This is a genomic window from Actinomadura gamaensis (assembly GCF_042652125.1).
Taxonomy (GTDB): Bacteria; Actinomycetota; Actinomycetes; order Streptosporangiales; family Streptosporangiaceae; genus Spirillospora; species Spirillospora gamaensis.
This window is the reverse complement of record NZ_JBHSIT010000004.1, coordinates 198,956-214,361: the sequence shown is the minus strand read 5'-3', so window position 1 is coordinate 214,361 and position 15,406 is coordinate 198,956. Positions and strand designations below refer to the sequence as shown.

21 protein-coding genes are annotated in these 15,406 nt (G+C 71.6%); 10 read left to right on the top strand and 11 right to left on the bottom strand.

All coding sequences use genetic code 11. From position 1 onward, the window contains the following. Window positions 1–48: 48 nt before the first annotated feature. Entirely contained in the window at window positions 49–525 is a 477-nt protein-coding gene (locus ACFPCY_RS15110; RefSeq protein WP_378255508.1) for an Lrp/AsnC family transcriptional regulator, read from the top strand. A gap of 70 nt (window positions 526–595) precedes the next feature. Next, a complete protein-coding gene (locus ACFPCY_RS15105; protein ID WP_378255506.1) occupies window positions 596–1,963 on the top strand; it encodes an FAD-binding oxidoreductase in 1,368 nt (455 codons plus the stop codon). A 71-nt stretch (window positions 1,964–2,034) separates the two neighbouring features. On the opposite strand, the gene ACFPCY_RS15100 is transcribed toward ACFPCY_RS15105, so the two are convergent. The 4 genes from ACFPCY_RS15100 to ACFPCY_RS15085 are packed head-to-tail and all read right to left on the bottom strand — an operon-like array spanning window position 2,035 to window position 6,013. Beyond that, window positions 2,035–2,655: a DsbA family oxidoreductase gene (locus ACFPCY_RS15100; RefSeq protein ID WP_378255504.1), complete on the bottom strand. Its 621-nt coding sequence runs from the start codon at window positions 2,653–2,655 to the stop codon at window positions 2,035–2,037. Next, window positions 2,652–4,130: an MDR family MFS transporter gene (locus ACFPCY_RS15095; RefSeq protein WP_378255502.1), complete on the bottom strand. Its 1,479-nt coding sequence runs from the start codon at window positions 4,128–4,130 to the stop codon at window positions 2,652–2,654. Before ACFPCY_RS15095 ends, ACFPCY_RS15100 begins: the two co-directional genes overlap by 4 nt. A 2-nt stretch (window positions 4,131–4,132) precedes the next feature. Continuing rightward, window positions 4,133–4,738: an NADPH-dependent FMN reductase gene (locus ACFPCY_RS15090; RefSeq protein WP_378255501.1), complete on the bottom strand. Its 606-nt coding sequence runs from the start codon at window positions 4,736–4,738 to the stop codon at window positions 4,133–4,135. Between the two features lie 54 nt (window positions 4,739–4,792). Continuing rightward, window positions 4,793–6,013 carry an FAD-dependent monooxygenase gene (locus ACFPCY_RS15085; protein WP_378255499.1) on the bottom strand — a complete coding sequence of 407 codons (1,221 nt, stop codon included), beginning with the start codon at window positions 6,011–6,013 and terminating at the stop codon, window positions 4,793–4,795. 82 nt (window positions 6,014–6,095) lie between these two features. On the opposite strand from ACFPCY_RS15085, the gene ACFPCY_RS15080 reads away from it, so the two are divergent. Further along, complete coding sequence (locus ACFPCY_RS15080) at window positions 6,096–6,659, top strand: TetR/AcrR family transcriptional regulator (RefSeq protein WP_378255497.1); 564 nt, start codon at window positions 6,096–6,098, stop codon at window positions 6,657–6,659. A 13-nt stretch (window positions 6,660–6,672) separates the two neighbouring features. Here the strand turns inward: ACFPCY_RS15080 and ACFPCY_RS15075 are convergent, their stop codons facing one another. Next, entirely contained in the window at window positions 6,673–7,389 is a 717-nt protein-coding gene (locus ACFPCY_RS15075) for a TIGR04222 domain-containing membrane protein (protein ID WP_378255495.1), read from the bottom strand. Window positions 7,390–7,412: 23 nt separating this feature from the next. On the opposite strand from ACFPCY_RS15075, the gene ACFPCY_RS15070 reads away from it, so the two are divergent. Beyond that, window positions 7,413–7,907: a DinB family protein gene (locus ACFPCY_RS15070; RefSeq protein ID WP_378255493.1), complete on the top strand. Its 495-nt coding sequence runs from the start codon at window positions 7,413–7,415 to the stop codon at window positions 7,905–7,907. Continuing rightward, a complete protein-coding gene (locus tag ACFPCY_RS15065) occupies window positions 7,904–8,722 on the top strand; it encodes a class I SAM-dependent methyltransferase (protein ID WP_378255491.1) in 819 nt (272 codons plus the stop codon). Before ACFPCY_RS15070 ends, ACFPCY_RS15065 begins: the two co-directional genes overlap by 4 nt. A 110-nt stretch (window positions 8,723–8,832) precedes the next feature. On the opposite strand, the gene ACFPCY_RS15060 is transcribed toward ACFPCY_RS15065, so the two are convergent. The 4 genes from ACFPCY_RS15060 to ACFPCY_RS15045 form a co-directional block, all read right to left on the bottom strand. Then, a complete protein-coding gene (locus ACFPCY_RS15060) occupies window positions 8,833–9,750 on the bottom strand; it encodes a mycothiol transferase (protein ID WP_378255490.1) in 918 nt (305 codons plus the stop codon). Window positions 9,751–9,795: 45 nt separating this feature from the next. Beyond that, window positions 9,796–10,248, bottom strand: a complete 453-nt coding sequence (locus tag ACFPCY_RS15055) for a MaoC family dehydratase (protein WP_378255488.1) — start codon at window positions 10,246–10,248, stop codon at window positions 9,796–9,798. An 88-nt stretch (window positions 10,249–10,336) separates the two neighbouring features. Further along, window positions 10,337–10,636, bottom strand: coding sequence for an AzlD domain-containing protein (locus tag ACFPCY_RS15050; protein WP_378255486.1), 300 nt, complete (start codon window positions 10,634–10,636; stop codon window positions 10,337–10,339). Beyond that, window positions 10,633–11,295, bottom strand: coding sequence for an AzlC family ABC transporter permease (locus ACFPCY_RS15045; protein WP_378255484.1), 663 nt, complete (start codon window positions 11,293–11,295; stop codon window positions 10,633–10,635). Before ACFPCY_RS15045 ends, ACFPCY_RS15050 begins: the two co-directional genes overlap by 4 nt. 114 nt (window positions 11,296–11,409) lie before the next feature. Between ACFPCY_RS15045 and ACFPCY_RS15040 the strand changes: the two genes are divergently transcribed. From ACFPCY_RS15040 to ACFPCY_RS15030, 3 genes are all read left to right on the top strand, one after another. Then, window positions 11,410–11,973 carry a helix-turn-helix domain-containing protein gene (locus ACFPCY_RS15040; RefSeq protein WP_378255482.1) on the top strand — a complete coding sequence of 188 codons (564 nt, stop codon included), beginning with the start codon at window positions 11,410–11,412 and terminating at the stop codon, window positions 11,971–11,973. 109 nt (window positions 11,974–12,082) lie between these two features. Next, window positions 12,083–13,027 (top strand): hypothetical protein, encoded by a 945-nt coding sequence (locus ACFPCY_RS15035; RefSeq protein WP_378255480.1) that lies wholly within the window; start codon window positions 12,083–12,085, stop codon window positions 13,025–13,027. 4 nt (window positions 13,028–13,031) lie between these two features. Further along, the gene (locus ACFPCY_RS15030) at window positions 13,032–13,295 is read left to right on the top strand and encodes a hypothetical protein (RefSeq protein WP_378255479.1); all 264 of its coding nucleotides are present in this window, start codon (window positions 13,032–13,034) and stop codon (window positions 13,293–13,295) included. 61 nt (window positions 13,296–13,356) lie between these two features. Here the strand turns inward: ACFPCY_RS15030 and ACFPCY_RS15025 are convergent, their stop codons facing one another. Both ACFPCY_RS15025 and ACFPCY_RS15020 read right to left on the bottom strand, forming a co-directional pair. Then, complete coding sequence (locus tag ACFPCY_RS15025; protein ID WP_378255477.1) at window positions 13,357–13,785, bottom strand: ATP-binding protein; 429 nt, start codon at window positions 13,783–13,785, stop codon at window positions 13,357–13,359. Further along, on the bottom strand, window positions 13,782–14,051 hold the full coding sequence (locus tag ACFPCY_RS15020) for a hypothetical protein (RefSeq protein WP_378255475.1): 270 nt from the start codon (window positions 14,049–14,051) through the stop codon (window positions 13,782–13,784). The genes ACFPCY_RS15025 and ACFPCY_RS15020 overlap by 4 nt, the downstream gene beginning before the upstream one ends. A 187-nt stretch (window positions 14,052–14,238) precedes the next feature. On the opposite strand from ACFPCY_RS15020, the gene ACFPCY_RS15015 reads away from it, so the two are divergent. After that, the gene (locus tag ACFPCY_RS15015; protein WP_378255474.1) at window positions 14,239–15,132 is read left to right on the top strand and encodes a helix-turn-helix domain-containing protein; all 894 of its coding nucleotides are present in this window, start codon (window positions 14,239–14,241) and stop codon (window positions 15,130–15,132) included. Beyond that, window positions 15,110–15,292 (top strand): DUF397 domain-containing protein, encoded by a 183-nt coding sequence (locus ACFPCY_RS15010; protein ID WP_378255472.1) that lies wholly within the window; start codon window positions 15,110–15,112, stop codon window positions 15,290–15,292. Before ACFPCY_RS15015 ends, ACFPCY_RS15010 begins: the two co-directional genes overlap by 23 nt. Window positions 15,293–15,406 lie beyond the last annotated feature (114 nt).

The following is a 15,406-nucleotide window of genomic DNA, read 5'->3' as shown; positions in this document are numbered from 1 at the left end:
CGGGGAGACCGCCGAACGTTCGTCCGGAAATCGGCCAGAATCGCGGCCATGGATGAACTTGATTCGGAGATCGTGCGGATTCTCCAGGCGAACGCTCGGATCTCGAACCGGGAGCTCGCCCGGATGATCGGCGTCGCGCCGTCCACCTGCCTGGAGCGGGTGCGCGCCCTGACCCGGCGCGGCGTGATCCGCGGCTACCACGCCGACATCGACCTCAAGGCGCTCGACCGCGGCGTGCAGGCCCTGGTGGCGTTGCAGATCCGGCCGCTGAGCCGCGCGGTGATCGACGCGGCGATCGGCTACGTCAGCACGCTGCCCGAGGTGATCGGCGTGTTCACGGTCGCGGGCGGCGACGACATCGTGCTGCACGTCGCCGTCCGGGACCTGGAGGACCTGCACGCGATGCTGCTCGACCGGCTGAGCAAGCGGCCGGAGATCGCCGGGTTCCGGACCTCGGTGATCTTCGAGCACGTGCGCAACCGGGTGCTCACGCCGCTGTCCATAATCGATCCTTCTGGCTCATAGAAAATCTATGTCTTGGACTTCTGGAGCTGCGGCGAGCAGGGTGGAGGTGAGGGAGCGAGAGGGGACTTCGATGACCATTCCGAACTTTCACGGCACCGTGCTGACCAGCGCGGACGAGGGTTACGACGACGCGCGCGGCGGATTCCAGCTCGCGGGGTGGCACCGTCCGGAGCTGGTCGCGGTGGCGTCCTCGGCGTCCGATGTGGCTGCGGCCGTCCGATACGCGGCCACCCGGGACGCGGCCGGGCGCGGGCTTCCGGTCGCGGTGCAGAACACCGGCCACGGAACGCCGGTCCCGGCGGACGGCGGCCTGCTGATCGACGTGAGCGGCCTGACCGGCGTCACCGTGGATCCGGGCTCCCGGACGGCCCGGGCCGAGGCGGGCGCGCGGTGGCGGGACGTCGTCCGGGAGGCCGCGCCGCACGGGCTCGCCGGGGCGAACGGATCCGCGCCGTCCGTCGGCGTGGTGTCCTACCTGCTCGGCGGGGGGATCTCGATCCTCGGCCGGACCGCTGGGCACGCCTCCGACCACGTCCGCGCGATCGAGGTCGTCACCGCGGACGGCGCGGAGCGGCGCGTCACCGCCGGCTCGGATCCCGACCTGTTCTGGGCGCTGCGCGGCGGACGCGCCAACTTCGGCGTCGTGACCGCCGTCGAGTTCGACCTCTTCCCCCTAAAGCGGCTGTACGGCGGCGGCCTGTACTTCGACGCCGAGCACGTCCCGGCCGTCCTCGCGACCTACCGCGAGTGGTCGGCGAGCGTCCCCGACGAGATGAACTCGTCGGTCGCTCTCGTCCCGCTACCCGACCTTCCGACGGTGCCGGCGCCGCTGCGCGGACGCCATGTCGCCCATGTCCGGATCGCCTACCTGGGTGACGCGGACGCGGGCGAGCGGCTCGTCGCGCCGCTGCGCGGGGTTGCGCCGAGGCTGGTCGACAACGTCCGGGAGATGCCCTACTCGGAGATCGGCTCGATCCACAACGAACCGGACGTCCCGATGGGCTACCACACCACGCACGCCCTGGTCGGCGAGCTGCCGCAGCACGCCGTGGACGCCCTGCTCCGCCTGACCGGGCCGGGCGGCTCGGACGCGCCGCGCATCATGGAGATCCGGCACCTCGGCGGCGCGATGGCCAAGGCGCCCGCGGTCCCGAGCGCCGTGGGGCACCGCGACGCCGCCTACTTCGTCGCGTTCCTGTCCCCGCTCGCCGGCGGCGCGACGGCGGACGGCGTGCGGGAGTTCCACGACCGCCTCGACGCCGTCGTCGCCCCCTGGAAGCTGGGGCACGCGCTCACCTTCCTGTACGGGACGAACGCGACGGTCGAGAACGTCCGGGCCGCGTACGAACCGGACGCCTACCAGCGGCTCGTCGCGCTGAAGCGCGAGTACGACCCGTCCAACCTGTTCCGCCTGAACCACAACATCCCGCCCGCCTGACCGGCGCACCGCCGCCCCCTGCCGGACGGGCGGGGGCGGCGCGGCGCGTCCCGTCGAGCGGCGCGCTCCGGTCAGACCATCGCGGCGCGGTCGGCGGCGGCGCGCAGCGCGGTCAGCAGGTCGTCGGTGGACGGCGCGCCCGGCGGTAGCGTCCGCTCACCGATCACGAAGCGCGGCACGCTGGTCACCCCCTCCGCGCGCACCCGGGCGATCGCGGCCCGCACCTCGTCCGCGTCCCCGTCCGGATCCCAGCGGACGCCGAGCTCGGCGGCCGACCGGCTCAGCACGTCGCGGTCGGCGACGTTGAGGCCGTCGGAGAAGTAGGCGCGGAAGAGCCGTCCGGCCGCCTCCTCGCCCTTGCCCTGCCCGGCCGCCGCCGCGATCAGCCGGTGCGCGCCGAGGGTGTTGGCGAACACCGCGCGGTCGAAGCGCATCGTGAACCCGTCGCGGGCGGCGAGCGCGGCCATCCGGGCGGTGTTCCGCTCGGCGTCCGGGCCGAACGCGCGGCGGTGCACCTCGCTGAGCGGCTCGCCCTCGACCGGCGCGTCCGGGACGACCTGGAACGGCCGGTAGGCGACCTCGGCCTCGCCGCCCTCGGCGCGGAAGCGCTCCAGCGCGTTCTCCAGCCGGGCGTGCGCCAGCGCGGACCAGGCGCACGCGACATCGAGGGTCATCTCGACGCGGACCTTCATGACGACTCCTTCGAGTTCTTCGAGGTCTTCGGGCTCTTCGAGTGGATCAGCAGGGCGGGGACCACGGCGGCCGCGACCAGCGACAGCGGCAGCAGGTAGGTGAGCTGGAAGGCGTGCGCGAGGGTCGGCGCGGCGGCCTCGCGCGCGGTCCCGGCCAGCCGGTGGACGGCCTGGATGCCGCCGTCCGGCAAGCGGGCGGACAGCAGCGCGGACGCCGATGCCGTCCCGACCGCTGACATCGTGGTCGTGATGAGGTTGACGGTGGTGCTCGCGGCCGGCGCCTGGTCGTGCGAGACGCCCTTGGTCGCGGCCGTCATCGACGGCATGATCGTCGCGCCGCCGCCCGCGCCGATCAGCATCGTCGCCGCCGCGAGGCCCCAGTACGAGGCGTCCGCGGTGAGCTGGACGGCCAGCAGCACGAACCCGGACGCGGCGACCGCGATCGACACCGGCACGATCCGTCCCGCGCCGATCCGGTCCACGAGCCGCCCGACGATCTGCATCGCCACCCCGGACGCGAACGCCCCCGGCATCGCCAGCAGCCCGGCGACGGTCGCGGACTCGCCGCGCACGAGCTGGAAGTACAGCGGAGCGAGGATCATCGTGCCGAAGTACCCGGCGCTGAACACCGTCAGCGTGGCGGTCGCGGCGGAGAACGAACGGGTCCGGAAAAGCCGCAGGTCGATCAGCGGATGCGCGGCGAACCGGGCCCGGACGGTGAACGCGGCGGCCAGCGCGAGCCCGGCCGCGATCCAGGCGAGCGGCGTCGCGCCGCCCGCGCCGTCCCCGAACCGGGTCACGCCGTAGATCAGCGCGGCGAGGCCGGGGGAGAGCAGCAGCAGTCCGGGCACGTCCAGCGCGCGGCGGGCGGCGGGCGCGTCGGCGGGGAAGAGCCGTCCGGCGAGCAGCAGGATCGCCAGGCCGACCGGCAGGTTGATGAAGAACATCCAGCGCCAGGACACCTGGTCGATCAGCCATCCACCGAGCGCGGGACCGGCGAGCGGCCCCACCAGGATCGCCAGCCCGTTGGTGCCCATGAGCTTGCCGAGCTCCTCCGGCTTCGCGGCGCGGATCAGGATCGTCATCCCGGCGGGCATCACCAGCCCGCCGGCCAGGCCCTGCACCACCCGGAACGCGATCATCGACGGAACGTCCCAGGCCAGCCCGGCGAGCACCGAGCCGAGCGCGAACGCCGCGACGGCCGCCAGGTACAGCCGCTTCGCGCCGAACCGGCCGACCGCCCAGGCCGCCGTCGGCACCATCGCGCCGAGCGCGAGCGAGTACCCGGTGGCGATCCACTGGATCGTGGCGAGCGACGCGTCGAACGTCTCCGACAGGTGGTTGATCGCGACGTTCACGACCGTCGTGTCGAGCGAGACCATGATCCCGCCGAGCACCAGGACCAGCGCGATCGTCATCGGCCTCAGCGTGCGCGCGGGCGCCGCCGCGCCGTCGTGGGCGAGTGTGGCGGCCATCGTCAGACCTCCGCGTAGGGACGGGCGGCGCGGGCGTCGCGCAGCGCGCGCGCCCACCAGCCGAGCTGGTCGAGCATCTGGTGCGCGGCGGCGCGCCGGTCCGGGCATCCGGCGTCGAACGTCGTCCACGGGTTGTGGACGCTGACCACGTTCCGGACGGTCGTCGCGTGCAGTTCGGCGAACACCTGGCGCAGGTGCTCGACCGCGCGCAGCCCGCCCGACATCCCGCCGTAGGAGACGAACGCGACGGGCTTGGCCGCCCACTGCGCGAGGTGCGCGTCGATGAAGTCCTTCAGCCCGCCGGGGAAGCTGTGGTTGTACTCCGGCGTCACGACCACGAAGGCGTCCGCCCGGTCGAGCACCTCGGTGGCGGACGGGCGGGTCTCGGCGAGGTCGATGACCTCGGTCTCCAGGTCGGGACGGGAGCGGGCGACGGCGGTGAACCAGTCCGCGATCGTGGGGCCGAACCGGCCCTTCCGGGTGCTGCCGATGATCACTGCGAGCCGCAGCGGTGGCTGCGGCGACCGCTGCGGGGGGCTCGGGGTCTCGTCCATCTCTGCGTGCTCCAGGGGGTCGCGCGCCCCGCCGGTCGGGGCGACGCGTCCCACTCTGGAACCTCAAGGATTGTTGAGGTCAAGGAGGAGCCCGGCGTGACGGTCGTCTCACCCGGTGGCGGCGGTGCCGGCGGGACCGGCCGGGTCGGCGGGACCGGTCGTGCCGGCGGGACCGGTCGGGCCGGCGGGGCCGGGGGCGGCGGGCGGCGTCCAGGTGAAGACCGAGTCGGCCTGCCGCAGCAGCGCGGTCGGGCCGAGCAGCCCCATCGCGCGGATCGCGGCGTCCCGTCCGGCGACGGCGACCGGGTTGCTCAGCCTCGTCAGCCGCGCGATGCCCGCCGACCGCTTCACGATCGCGGACGTCCTCGGCAGCCGCGCCCGCGTGTAGGCGGGCAGCCCGCCGCCGCCCGTCATCTCGTGCGCAAGCACGATCCCGTCCTCGACGGCCTGGCACGCCCCCTGCCCGAGGTTCGGCGTCATCGGATGCGCGGCGTCGCCGAGCAGCGCGACCTTGCCGCGGTGCATCGCCGGGAGCGGCTCGTCCAGGTAGCGGACGTCGTTGCGCAGGATCGGCCCGGCCTTCCCGACCAGCTCCGGGATCGGCGCGTGCCAGGAGCCGAAGAGCCTGGTGAGCTCGGCCTTCTCGCCGTCCGGCGCGGACGCGCCCGCCGGTGCGACGGCCGTCGCGTAGCAGTAGACGCGGTTCCCGGCGAGCGGCATGACACCGAAGACCAGCCCGCGTCCCCACGTTTCGGACGGCGCGGGAGCGACCTCGGCATCCACGACGAAACGCCAGGCCGTCACGCCTGCGTAGCGGGGTTCCGGATGGTCCGGAAACAGGGTCCTGCGGAGGGGCGAGTGGATGCCGTCCGCCGCGACGATCAGGTCGGCTTCGTGCTCCTCCCCGTCGTCCGTCCGGACGATCCCGTGGTCCGGATCGACACCGGTCACCGTCGTGCCAAGCAGCTTCTCGTCATCGTCCAGCCGTTCCACGAGCAGATCGACCAGCGCGGCGCGCATCAGCAGGACGGTCGGATCGCCGTACCGCGCGGTCGCGGCCTCCGCGCTCGTCCGGCTGAGCCAGGTGCCGCTCGCCCGCCGGATGCCGCCGTCCCCCTGGAACGCCGCCAGCTCGCGCACGGGATCGCCGAGCCCGAGCGTGTCCAGGGCGCGCAGCGCGTTCGGGCCGAGCGCGAGGCCCGCGCCGACCGGGTCCAGCGACCGCGCGCGCTCCAGGAGGGTGACCCGCCATCCCTTGCCCTTGAGCGCCGCCGCCGCGGTCAGCCCGCCGATGCCGCCGCCCACCACGATCGCCGTACGGTCCGTCATGCCCGCGCTCCGTTCACTACGCCTGTAGTTCGCTGCACCAGCACTGTAGCTCGCACTTCACTACAGCGGTAGTGTGATGCGCATGACCTCACGCGCCGAGCTGGTGGGCGACGCCGCCATCGCCCTGCTGGTCGACCGGGGCCTGCGCGGCCTCACCCACCGCGCCGTGGACGAGGCGGCGGGCCTCGCCCCCGGCTCGACCTCCAACATCGCCCGGACCCGCCTCGCGCTGCTCGAACTCGCCCTCACCCGGCTCACCGAACTGGACGACTCGGCACTGCTCGCCGACCTGCCGATCCCGCCGGAGCTGACCCGCGACCAGCTCGCCGGGATCGTCGCGCACGCGCTGCACGTCCAGCTCACCAGCGCCCGCCGCCGCGCGCTCGCCCGCTACGAACTCGCCCTGGAGGCGAACCGCCGCCCGGAACTCCGCGAGATCTACGACCGCGCGGGCCGCCGCTTCCGCGAACCGCTCGTCGCGCTCGTCGCCGCCGCGGGTTCGCCCGAACCCGTCCGGCACGCCCGCCAGCTCGTCGCGTTCCACGAAGGCGTCCTGTTCGACGCCCTCGCCGGCGCGGGCGACATTCCGTCCCTCGACGAGCTGCGCCAGGCCACCGCCGACTTCCTGGCGGGCATCCTCCCCTGACGGGCGACAGCCGTCACCAGCTCCCGCCCCCGCCGTGCCCCCCGGCGCCTCCGCCCCACGTGCCGGCATCGGATCCGCTGCCGTAACTGGGATCGAACGGCACTCCTGACGGGCCGTCATAGTCGGGACGCCCGCGCACGAGGGGATGGCGCCGGAACCACCGCGCGCCGCTCAGATCCGGGTCGGGCGTTTCGAAGATCCTCCGGAGCCGTTCGTCGGCGATGCCGGGAGTGCCGAGGAGCGCGACCCAGCCGGGTGCCGAGTCGGGATCGAGGTCCGCTCGCACGCGCCGTCCGCGCCGGGTGGCGAACCGCCCGCGCCAGAGACGCTGTTCCACCAGTGATTTCCGGACGTCCGAAACCGCGTCCGATCGGGCCAGTCGGCTTCTGACCCGGCCGAGTGCGGCGCCCGTCGAGGGAAGCGCCTCCAGGGCCGCCGTCGCCACGGGATCGTCCGCCGCGTCGGACGGACCGGGATCCGGGCGGACGGCGGCGACCCGATGCCGTGCCGGTGCGATCGTGACCCGGCCGTCCTTCACCAGCCTGACCAGCGCGACGAGCGCGACGCGCTCCCCGCCGCCGCACAGATACGCCGTCTCGTAGACGTCCATCACGCCCCCCGCCGCGACGCGCGCCGATCCGTTTCGATCCGCCTCGATCGGCGTCGATCCGTTTCGATCGGCCGAGTCACGCGTCGATGTCAGAGTCGCGCTCCCCCGGACGCCCGGCAAGACCTTGTGAATAGGGTGGTCAGGTGGACGAGACGGGCGCGCGGGCCGGGGACGAGCGGAGCACGCTCGTGTCCGTCCTGGAGGCTCAGCGGGACGCGCTGGCGATGGTCTGCGCGGGGTTGAGCGACGCGGAGATGGGAGCGCGGCCGGTGCCGCCGTCGGCGCTCACCCTCGGCGGGCTCGTCGGGCACATGGCGGAGGTCGAGCGGGCCTGGTTCCGGCGCGTCTTCGCAGGTGAGGACGTCCCGCTGCGGTGGTCCCGCTTCCCCGGCGACGACTTCGGCTTCGCCGGGACGCCCGAGGACGCCTACGACGCCTGGTACGACGAGTGCGCGCTGGCCCGGGAGATCGTCGCGTCCGCCCCGTCGCTCGACGCGACCGGACGGCATCCCCGGCGCGGCGCGGTCTCGCTGCGCTGGATCCTCTGCCACATGATCGAGGAATACGCGCGCCACAACGGGCACGCCGAAGTGTTGCGCGCGGCGATCGACGGACGGGCCGTTACCGTGGACCGGTGAAAGTCCAGCTCACAGGCGTTCCCGAGACTCTGCTGTGGACGCTGTACCACCGTGCGGCCGAGGCCCGCCGCGAGGACGCGATACTGCACGACCCCAAGGCGGTCGAGCTGGTCGATGTCATCGACTATCCGTTCGCCAAGTTCGGTGACGGGTCGCTGGCGCAGTGGCAGGCGCTGCGCGTGCTCGCGTTCGACTACGCGGTGCGGCGCTTCGTGGACGAGCATCCCGGCGGGACGGTCGTCGCGCTCGGCGAGGGCCTGGAGACGCAGTTCTGGCGGGTGGACGACGGACGCGTCCGCTGGCTGACCGTCGACCTGCCCGAAACCCTCGAAGTGCGGCGCGCGCTGCTACCGGACGACCCGCCGCGCCGCCGCAGCGTCGCCCGTTCAGCGCTCGACCTGTCCTGGATGGACGAGGTGCCGGACGGCGACCCCGTGCTGGTCACCGCGCAGGGCCTGCTGATGTACCTGCGTCCGCCGGAGGTCCGCGACCTGATCGCCGCGTGCGCGGACCGCTTCCCCGGCGGCCGGATGCTCTTCGACACGATGCCGCGCGCCCTCGCCCGCCGCAGCCGGGAGGGACGCGTCCGGAGCGGGGACTACACGGCTCCCGCGTGGCACTGGGCCATGAACGCCGGCGAGTACCCGAAGATCGCCACCGCCTCGCCGCGGATCGCCGCCGTGCGCAGCCTGCCCTACCCGGCCGGGCGCGGCCTGTTCCGGTTCGCGCCGTGGAGCCACCTGGTGCCGCTCGTCCGCGACATGCGCCTGACGATCGTCGAGGTCGACTTCGCCCTGGGAAGAGAGCCCATCTGACCGGACGAGTCGAGGACCGCCGATTCGGTCCTTCGGCCGTCCGGCCGGTTCGGCGGTCCGACCGGTTCGGTCGTTCGGCCGGTTGGTCGTTCGGCCGGTTCGTCGTTCGGTCATTCGCCGGTGACGCCGTCGATGCGCTCGCGGAGCAGGTCGGCGTGGCCGTTGTGGCGCGCGTACTCCTCGATCATGTGCGTGACGATCCAGCGGAGGGAGAAGGTCTCGTCCCGCCAGCGGACGGTCTCCCCCAGGTCATGGGACGCGACGATCGCGCGAGCCTTGCGGCATTCGGCGCGCCACGCCTCGAACGCCTCGGCGGGGTCGGCGTCGTCCACGAGGAAGTCGGCCATCTCGCCGTCCACGCGCGGCCAGATGCTTTCGGCCTCCTCACCTGAGAAGACGACGCGGAACCAGCTGCGTTCGACCTCGGCCAGATGCCGGACGAGGCCGAGCAGCGACAGGTCGGACGGCTCGAGTTCCCTGCGCCGGAGCTGCTCGGCGTCCAGCCCCGCGCACTTCATCTCCAGCGTCGCGCGCTGCCAGTCGAGGAAACCGGCGAGCGTGGCGCGCTCGCCGGCCGTCCGCGCGGGTTCGAGCCGGCCGTTCTCCGCGAGGTTCCGGACGACCCGGAACCGCTCGGCCACCACGAGGGTGTCGTCGCCGACGGTGAAGTCCGGGTCGCCGAGCAGGGCGCGCATCTGCTCGCCGTGCCAGAACTCCTCGTGCGCGGCGCGCCATTCGGCGAGCGATCGGTGACCCTCGCCCTCGTCCCGGGCGTGTTCCCAACTGACGTCCGCTAGCCGGACGGTCTCGACGGACACCGTCTCCAGCACCGCGACGGACCGCTCGGCGGAGTCGACCAGCACGCCTTGCCGTCCCGGCTCGGGGAGCGGCTCGTCCTGCGCCTCGTAGGCGGCGACCAGCCCGGTAGTGCTCGTCTTCGCGCCGTCCATGATCGCCGCTACCAGCTCGTCGCGCAGCGGCCCGGGGAACGCGAACTCCAGCCGCGGCAGTCCGTCCAGTTCACTCACACCGGCGACGCTAGCAGCGGCCCGCCCCGCCCGGACGGAGAGCGGTCACGAGACGTAGAGCGAGAGCGTGTCGGCGACGCAGGCGGCGCGGCGCTCGCCCTCGACCTCCACCTTGACCCGGACGGTGGAGAGCTTCCCAGCGGGGGAGTTCTTGATGTCGACCAGCTCGGCGCCGCCGCGGATGCGCGAACCGACCCTCACCGGCGCGGGGAACCGCACCTTGTTCAGCCCGACGTTCACGACCGACGTCAGCCCGTCGATGTGGAAGATCTCCGGCATGAACGCGCTGACCAGCGACAGCGTGAGGTAACCGTGCGCGATGGTGGTGCCGAACGGGCCGTCCTTGGCGCGCTCGGGATCGACGTGGATCCACTGGTGGTCGTCCGTCGCCTCGGCGAACAGGTCGATCTGCTTCTGCTCGACCGTCCGCCAGGGGCTGTATCCCAGATGCTCGCCCTTGGCCGCGGCGAACTCCTCCACATTCGCGAAACGCCTCATGCGACGATCCTTGAGCGTCCGCGCCACCTGCGGCAATGCGGCACCCGACAAACCCGTGCCCCTCACGCTTGTCCCGAGGCACGTCGCGTCAAAGGAGGCGCAGCAGCGCCGTCGTGGCCGCGGCGGCGAGGACGGTGACCATGAACGGCGCCTTCCGCCAGGCCAGGACGCCTCCGACCAGCACGCCCAGCGGACGCGCCGCGTCCGCCGGCCCGCTGCCCTCGGTCAGCGCGGTGACCGCCACCAGCGCGGTCAGCAGGACGACCGCGGACGTGTCGAGCAGCTTCTCGACACTCGCCGGGAAGGAGATCCGCGTCCGCAGCATCGGCCCGGACAGGCGGAGCAGGTAGGTCCCGACAGCGAGCGCGAGCATCGCACCGAGGATCATGCTCGCTCCCGCTCGACAGGGGCCTCGGGCTCGGCCACGGCGTCGCGACCGGCGGCCGGACGACCGCGGAGCAGCGGTAGCGCGGCCAGCGCGGCGAGGCTCGCCAGCAGCGGGAGCCCGGAGGGCAGCACCGGCACGCACGCGAGCGCGATGACCGCTCCGAGCAGCGCCGGACGGCGGACCTGCGCGTCCTTCAGCGACGGCAGGATCAGGGCGAGGATCACGGCCGGGAACATCGCGTCCAGCCCGAACACGTTCGGATCGCTGACGGCCGACCCGAGTCCCGCGCCGAGCAGCGCCCCCACGGGCCAGCACAGCAGGACGCCGATGCCGCACGTCCAGTAGGAGCGCGTCGGGTCCTTGCGGGTGAGCGCGAACACGACCGATTCGTCGTTCATGAGGTGGACGCCGAACCAACGCCGCCATCCGTGGCCGAGGACGTCCGGCAAGGCGAGCCCGTACGGCAGGTGCCGCGCGTTGACCAGCAGCCCGGCGAGCGCGGCCGCGATCGGCGAGCCGCCCGCCCCGACGATCCCGACGAACAGGAACTCCGAGGACCCGGCCAGGACGAGCGTCCCCATCAGGACGGGGAACCAGAACGGCAGCCCGGACGCCACCGAGATCGCGCCGTAGGACACCGAGGTCACACCCACGGCCACGCACACGAGCATGATGTCCCGATCGACTGTTCTCCATATCGAACGCACGTAGTCCAAAATGAACGATCCGCCCCGCGTTCGTCAAATCGAACTGTGTTCTCTAGAATGAACACCATGAGCGAGCAGGCCGCCCGTCCGCCCATGGAGTTCATCGCCGCAGCGCTGCGCCGCGAGCGCGCCCGCGGCGGCCTGTCGCTGACCGAGGTGGCGCGCCGCGCCGGGGTCGCCAAGTCCACGCTGTCCCAGCTGGAGTCCGGCTCGGGGAACCCCAGCGTGGAGACGCTGTGGGCGCTCGCCGTCGCGCTGGACGTCCCGTTCGCCCAGCTCGTCGCGCAGCCGGTGCCGCGCGTCCAGGTGATCAGGTCGGGCGAGGGCCCGTCGCTGGTCGCCGACCGCGCCGACTACCGCGCGACCGTCCTCGCGGCCTGCCCGCCCGGCGCGCGCCGCGACATCTACCAGATCACGGCCGAACCCGGCCCGCCCCGCACGTCCGACCCGCACATGCCCGGCGTGGTCGAACACGTCGTCATCAGCACCGGCCGCGCCCTCGTCGGCCTCCTGGACGACCCGGTCGAACTGTTCCCCGGCGACTACATCGCCTACCCGGGCGACCTCCCCCACACCTTCCAGGCCCTCGTACCCGCCACCCGAGCCACCCTGATCTCCGAACACACCTGAGCCGCCTCACGGCCATGAGCCGTGCGCCAGGTCGTCGGTGACCTCGAGCTTTCTCAGGCAAATCTCGAAACACTCTAAGTAATCACTCGTGTACCAATAGTGTCGGCGTGTGTCCCTCTCGGAAGAACATGAGATCCCGCTGGAGCTCATCCGCAACCGTCCCGACTTCGCCCGCATGGTCGCCGTCGAGGTGTTCGGCCTCGACTTCCCCGACGACCTGACCTGGCGGCTCGGCCCGGAGACCATCACCAACCTCGCCCCCCGCGAGTCCAGGCTCGACGTCTCCCTGATCGGCGAGGACGCGGAGAACCCCCGGCGCTGCCTCATCCACGAAGTCCAACTCACCGCCTCGCGGAAGGATCTGGCCCGGATCGACAAGTCCTGGCCGTGCTACGTCACCAACCTCCGGGCGCGTTTCGACTGCCCGGCCACCCTGCTGGCCTTCTGCCCCACCGAGACGATCGCCCGGAAGGTGGCCAAGAAGATCGACTGCGGCCATCCCGGCTTCGTCCTGGGGCCGCTGGTCTACACCCCGGCCGACCTGAAGCCGATCACCGACCTGGCCAAGGCCCGCGAGATGCCCGAATGGGTCTTCCTGTCCGCCGCCGCCCACGCCGACGGACCCGACGGCCCGAAGACCCTGGAGGCCGTCGCCGCAGCGCTCCAGGTCACAGACGACAGCAAGGCCGTCGCGTACTATGACTACGTATTGTCGCAGCTCACGAAGTCGGCTCGGCAGATACTGGAGGAGCTCATGGCAAGCCCCACCTTCCGCCCCAAGAGCGACTGGGGCCGCCGCCTCTGGACCGAGGGCGAAGCCCACGGCGAAGTCAAAGGCAAGCGCGAGGGGAAGGCCGAAGGCAGGCGCGAAGGCAGGCTCGAAGGCAAGCTTGAGGGCGAGGCCGAAGCCGTCTTCGCCGTCTTCAAGGCGCGCCGCATCACGGTCGGCTCCCATGTGGAAGCACGGATCAGGAAGTGCACCGACCCCAAGCAGTTGCTGGAGTGGGTGGAGCGCGCCGCGATCGTCGACCGTGCCGAAGACATCTTCGCCTGATCCCGTGGAACCGGAACTGGCGTCACAGGAGCCCACTGGAACGGGAAAGCGCACGTGGTATCCGCGGAGCGAATGGGGACGCCGCCACTGGGACGCGGGTTACGCTCACGGCATTGCCAAAGTGGTCTTGGCCGTCCTGCAGAACCGCGGGCTTTCGGTGGACAGTGATGTGAAGACGCGGATCGCTGCGTGCGCGGACCCCGAGCAGTTGCTGGAGTGGGTGGAGCGCGCGGTCGTCGCTGAGCGTGCGGAGGACATCTTCGCCTGATGGCTTGGGGCTTCCTGGCCCGCCGCCGAAGTTATCCACAGGTTGGTGACTTCGGTGCGGGTCAGGAGCTCACGTGTTGTGCTTGAGGCATGACAACTCTCGAACAACAGGGGAACTCCGCCCAGACGGACGTGTCGTGCGATCCCCAGGCTGTGGACAGCGCTTCGACCAGCCACAGGCCGCGACCGCCTTCGCCGCACGCCTCGGGCTGGACGCGGGGCTCGGTCAGAGCGCCGCCGTCGTCCCGCACGGTGAGGCGTACCGTGCGGCCGTCCGTCTCGACGTAGATGACGACTCGTCCGCCGCGTCCGGAGGCGGTGTGCTCGCACGCGTTCGCGACCAGCTCGTCCACGCAGAGGACGAGGTCGGCGAGCGTGTCGTCGGTGACGTTGATCAGGGCGAGCCGCCGGGCCAGCCGCGTGAGGAATTCGCGGGCCGCCCGCGCTGAGCGCGCGACGCCCGGTACGTCGAGGACGCCGACGAGCATCATGCCGCGCGCCCCCGGACCGCCGCCGCGATGTCCCGGGCGGCGAGGTCGAGCATCTCGGCGGACGCCGTCCCGTTCACGCCCCACATGATCAGCCACTGGGGCCCCGACTGCGCGGCGAGCACGGTGAACCCGGCGCGTCCGGGGATGTGGACGGCGAGCACGGCCTCTCCCGCGACCGGCAGCAGAACGGAGGTCGCCACGCACAGCTTCCGCAACTCCCAGGCAAGTCCGACCAGCAGGACGTAGCGCTTCTCACGCGGCGTCATCGGAACACTCCTTCCCGTAAGGACCGCCGCAAGCATGAAACGCCAGCTCAGCCCGCCACAAGACGTTTGGAAAGGAGGGGAACCACAGGCCACGAGTCACCCGAGACGAGGGACTTTCCAGGAGCGGGATTTCCCGCTTTCGCGCGAAGCGGCTCTACATCGGTGGTGGATCGGTCACCATGCGTATATGGCGCGACAGCCGTCCACCTTGCGTATGCGCCGCCTCGGTGCGCAACTTCGCCGCGTCCGTACGGAGCGCGGGCTGACCTTGGAGGAGGCGTGCGTACTGCTCAAAGTCTCGAAGTCAGCGCTGCAACGCATGGAGAGCGCGCACGTCATCGTGCGTCGTCCCATGGTCGAGTACATGCTCGGCAAGTACGGGGTCACGGACGCGGACTTCATCCGCGCCATGGACGGCCTCGCCTCGGGAGGCCGCTCAAGCGCATGGATCAGGCGCAACCGCAACCTCGTCCCTGAGGGGCGGCCCCGGGAAGCCGCCATGCTCCTGCTCGACTCCTCGCGGGTACGGACGTATCACCCAGATCGGTTCCATGGCCTCTTGCAAACGCCCGATTACGCGCGCGCGATCCTGGCCTCGCCACGGAACAAGGACGCGGCAGCCCTCGAACGCGGGGTGGCCTACCGGATGGCGCGCAAGGAGCCGCTTCATCGAGGCAAACCCGTGGAGCTGGAGATGATCGTCGGTGAGGCCGCGATCCGTCAGCATTTCGGTGGTCCTGCGGTGATGGCCCAGCAGTTGCGTCACTTGGCGGAGGCGATGCAGTGGCCGAACGTGCAGATCCGCATCGTTCCGTTCACCGCACTTCGGAACCCGGCTCTGGACGGTGGCTTCGACCTGTTGGACGTCGAGCTGGGCGACTTCACCGTGGCGGTCCTCGACTCCTTCACGCGCGTCACTTACCTGGAAGAAGATCAGGAGATCGCGAAGTACGAGGCGCTGTTCGACGAATTGCTGCTGGTCACGCTCTCCCTTGACGAGACTCGGAGCATGATCGAGCATGCGGTGACGGAGTTCGAAGCACTGGCCAGAGGTGAGGATGACGGCCTGGCGAAAGAGTAGCCACAGCGGTACCGATCCTGAGAGCGACTGTGTGGAGGTCGCCGCCTCGTCAGTTCACGTGGCCGTCCGGGATTCCAAGGAGCCCGAGGGGCCGCGATTGCGGGTCGGTGCGTCCGAGTGGGGGGCGTTGCTCGCGTCCATCAAGCTTCGTCGCAGTTGAGGATCGCGCTCCGAGCCGTCTCGACCGGGACCTTCTGGCGGACGTTTTTCGGTGGGGTGTCCATATTCGGGCTGGGTCTTCGTGGTAGCTGCGCAACCGATCCGAACCATGAGG

Bases quoted from the DNA above. Each gene is read 5' to 3' on its own strand.
- ACFPCY_RS15110 (WP_378255508.1), top strand. From the start codon at position 49: ATGGATGAACTTGATTCGGAGATCGTGCGGATTCTCCAGGCGAACGCT.
- ACFPCY_RS15105 (WP_378255506.1), top strand. From the start codon at position 596: ATGACCATTCCGAACTTTCACGGCACCGTGCTGACCAGCGCGGACGAG.
- ACFPCY_RS15100 (WP_378255504.1), bottom strand. From the start codon at position 2,655: ATGAAGGTCCGCGTCGAGATGACCCTCGATGTCGCGTGCGCCTGGTCC.
- ACFPCY_RS15095 (WP_378255502.1), bottom strand. From the start codon at position 4,130: ATGGCCGCCACACTCGCCCACGACGGCGCGGCGGCGCCCGCGCGCACG.
- ACFPCY_RS15085 (WP_378255499.1), bottom strand. From the start codon at position 6,013: ATGACGGACCGTACGGCGATCGTGGTGGGCGGCGGCATCGGCGGGCTG.
- ACFPCY_RS15080 (WP_378255497.1), top strand. From the start codon at position 6,096: ATGACCTCACGCGCCGAGCTGGTGGGCGACGCCGCCATCGCCCTGCTG.
- ACFPCY_RS15055 (WP_378255488.1), bottom strand. From the start codon at position 10,248: ATGAGGCGTTTCGCGAATGTGGAGGAGTTCGCCGCGGCCAAGGGCGAG.
- ACFPCY_RS15050 (WP_378255486.1), bottom strand. From the start codon at position 10,636: ATGATCCTCGGTGCGATGCTCGCGCTCGCTGTCGGGACCTACCTGCTC.
- ACFPCY_RS15040 (WP_378255482.1), top strand. From the start codon at position 11,410: ATGAGCGAGCAGGCCGCCCGTCCGCCCATGGAGTTCATCGCCGCAGCG.
- ACFPCY_RS15025 (WP_378255477.1), bottom strand. From the start codon at position 13,785: ATGATGCTCGTCGGCGTCCTCGACGTACCGGGCGTCGCGCGCTCAGCG.
- ACFPCY_RS15020 (WP_378255475.1), bottom strand. From the start codon at position 14,051: ATGACGCCGCGTGAGAAGCGCTACGTCCTGCTGGTCGGACTTGCCTGG.
- ACFPCY_RS15015 (WP_378255474.1), top strand. From the start codon at position 14,239: ATGGCGCGACAGCCGTCCACCTTGCGTATGCGCCGCCTCGGTGCGCAA.
- ACFPCY_RS15010 (WP_378255472.1), top strand. From the start codon at position 15,110: ATGACGGCCTGGCGAAAGAGTAGCCACAGCGGTACCGATCCTGAGAGC.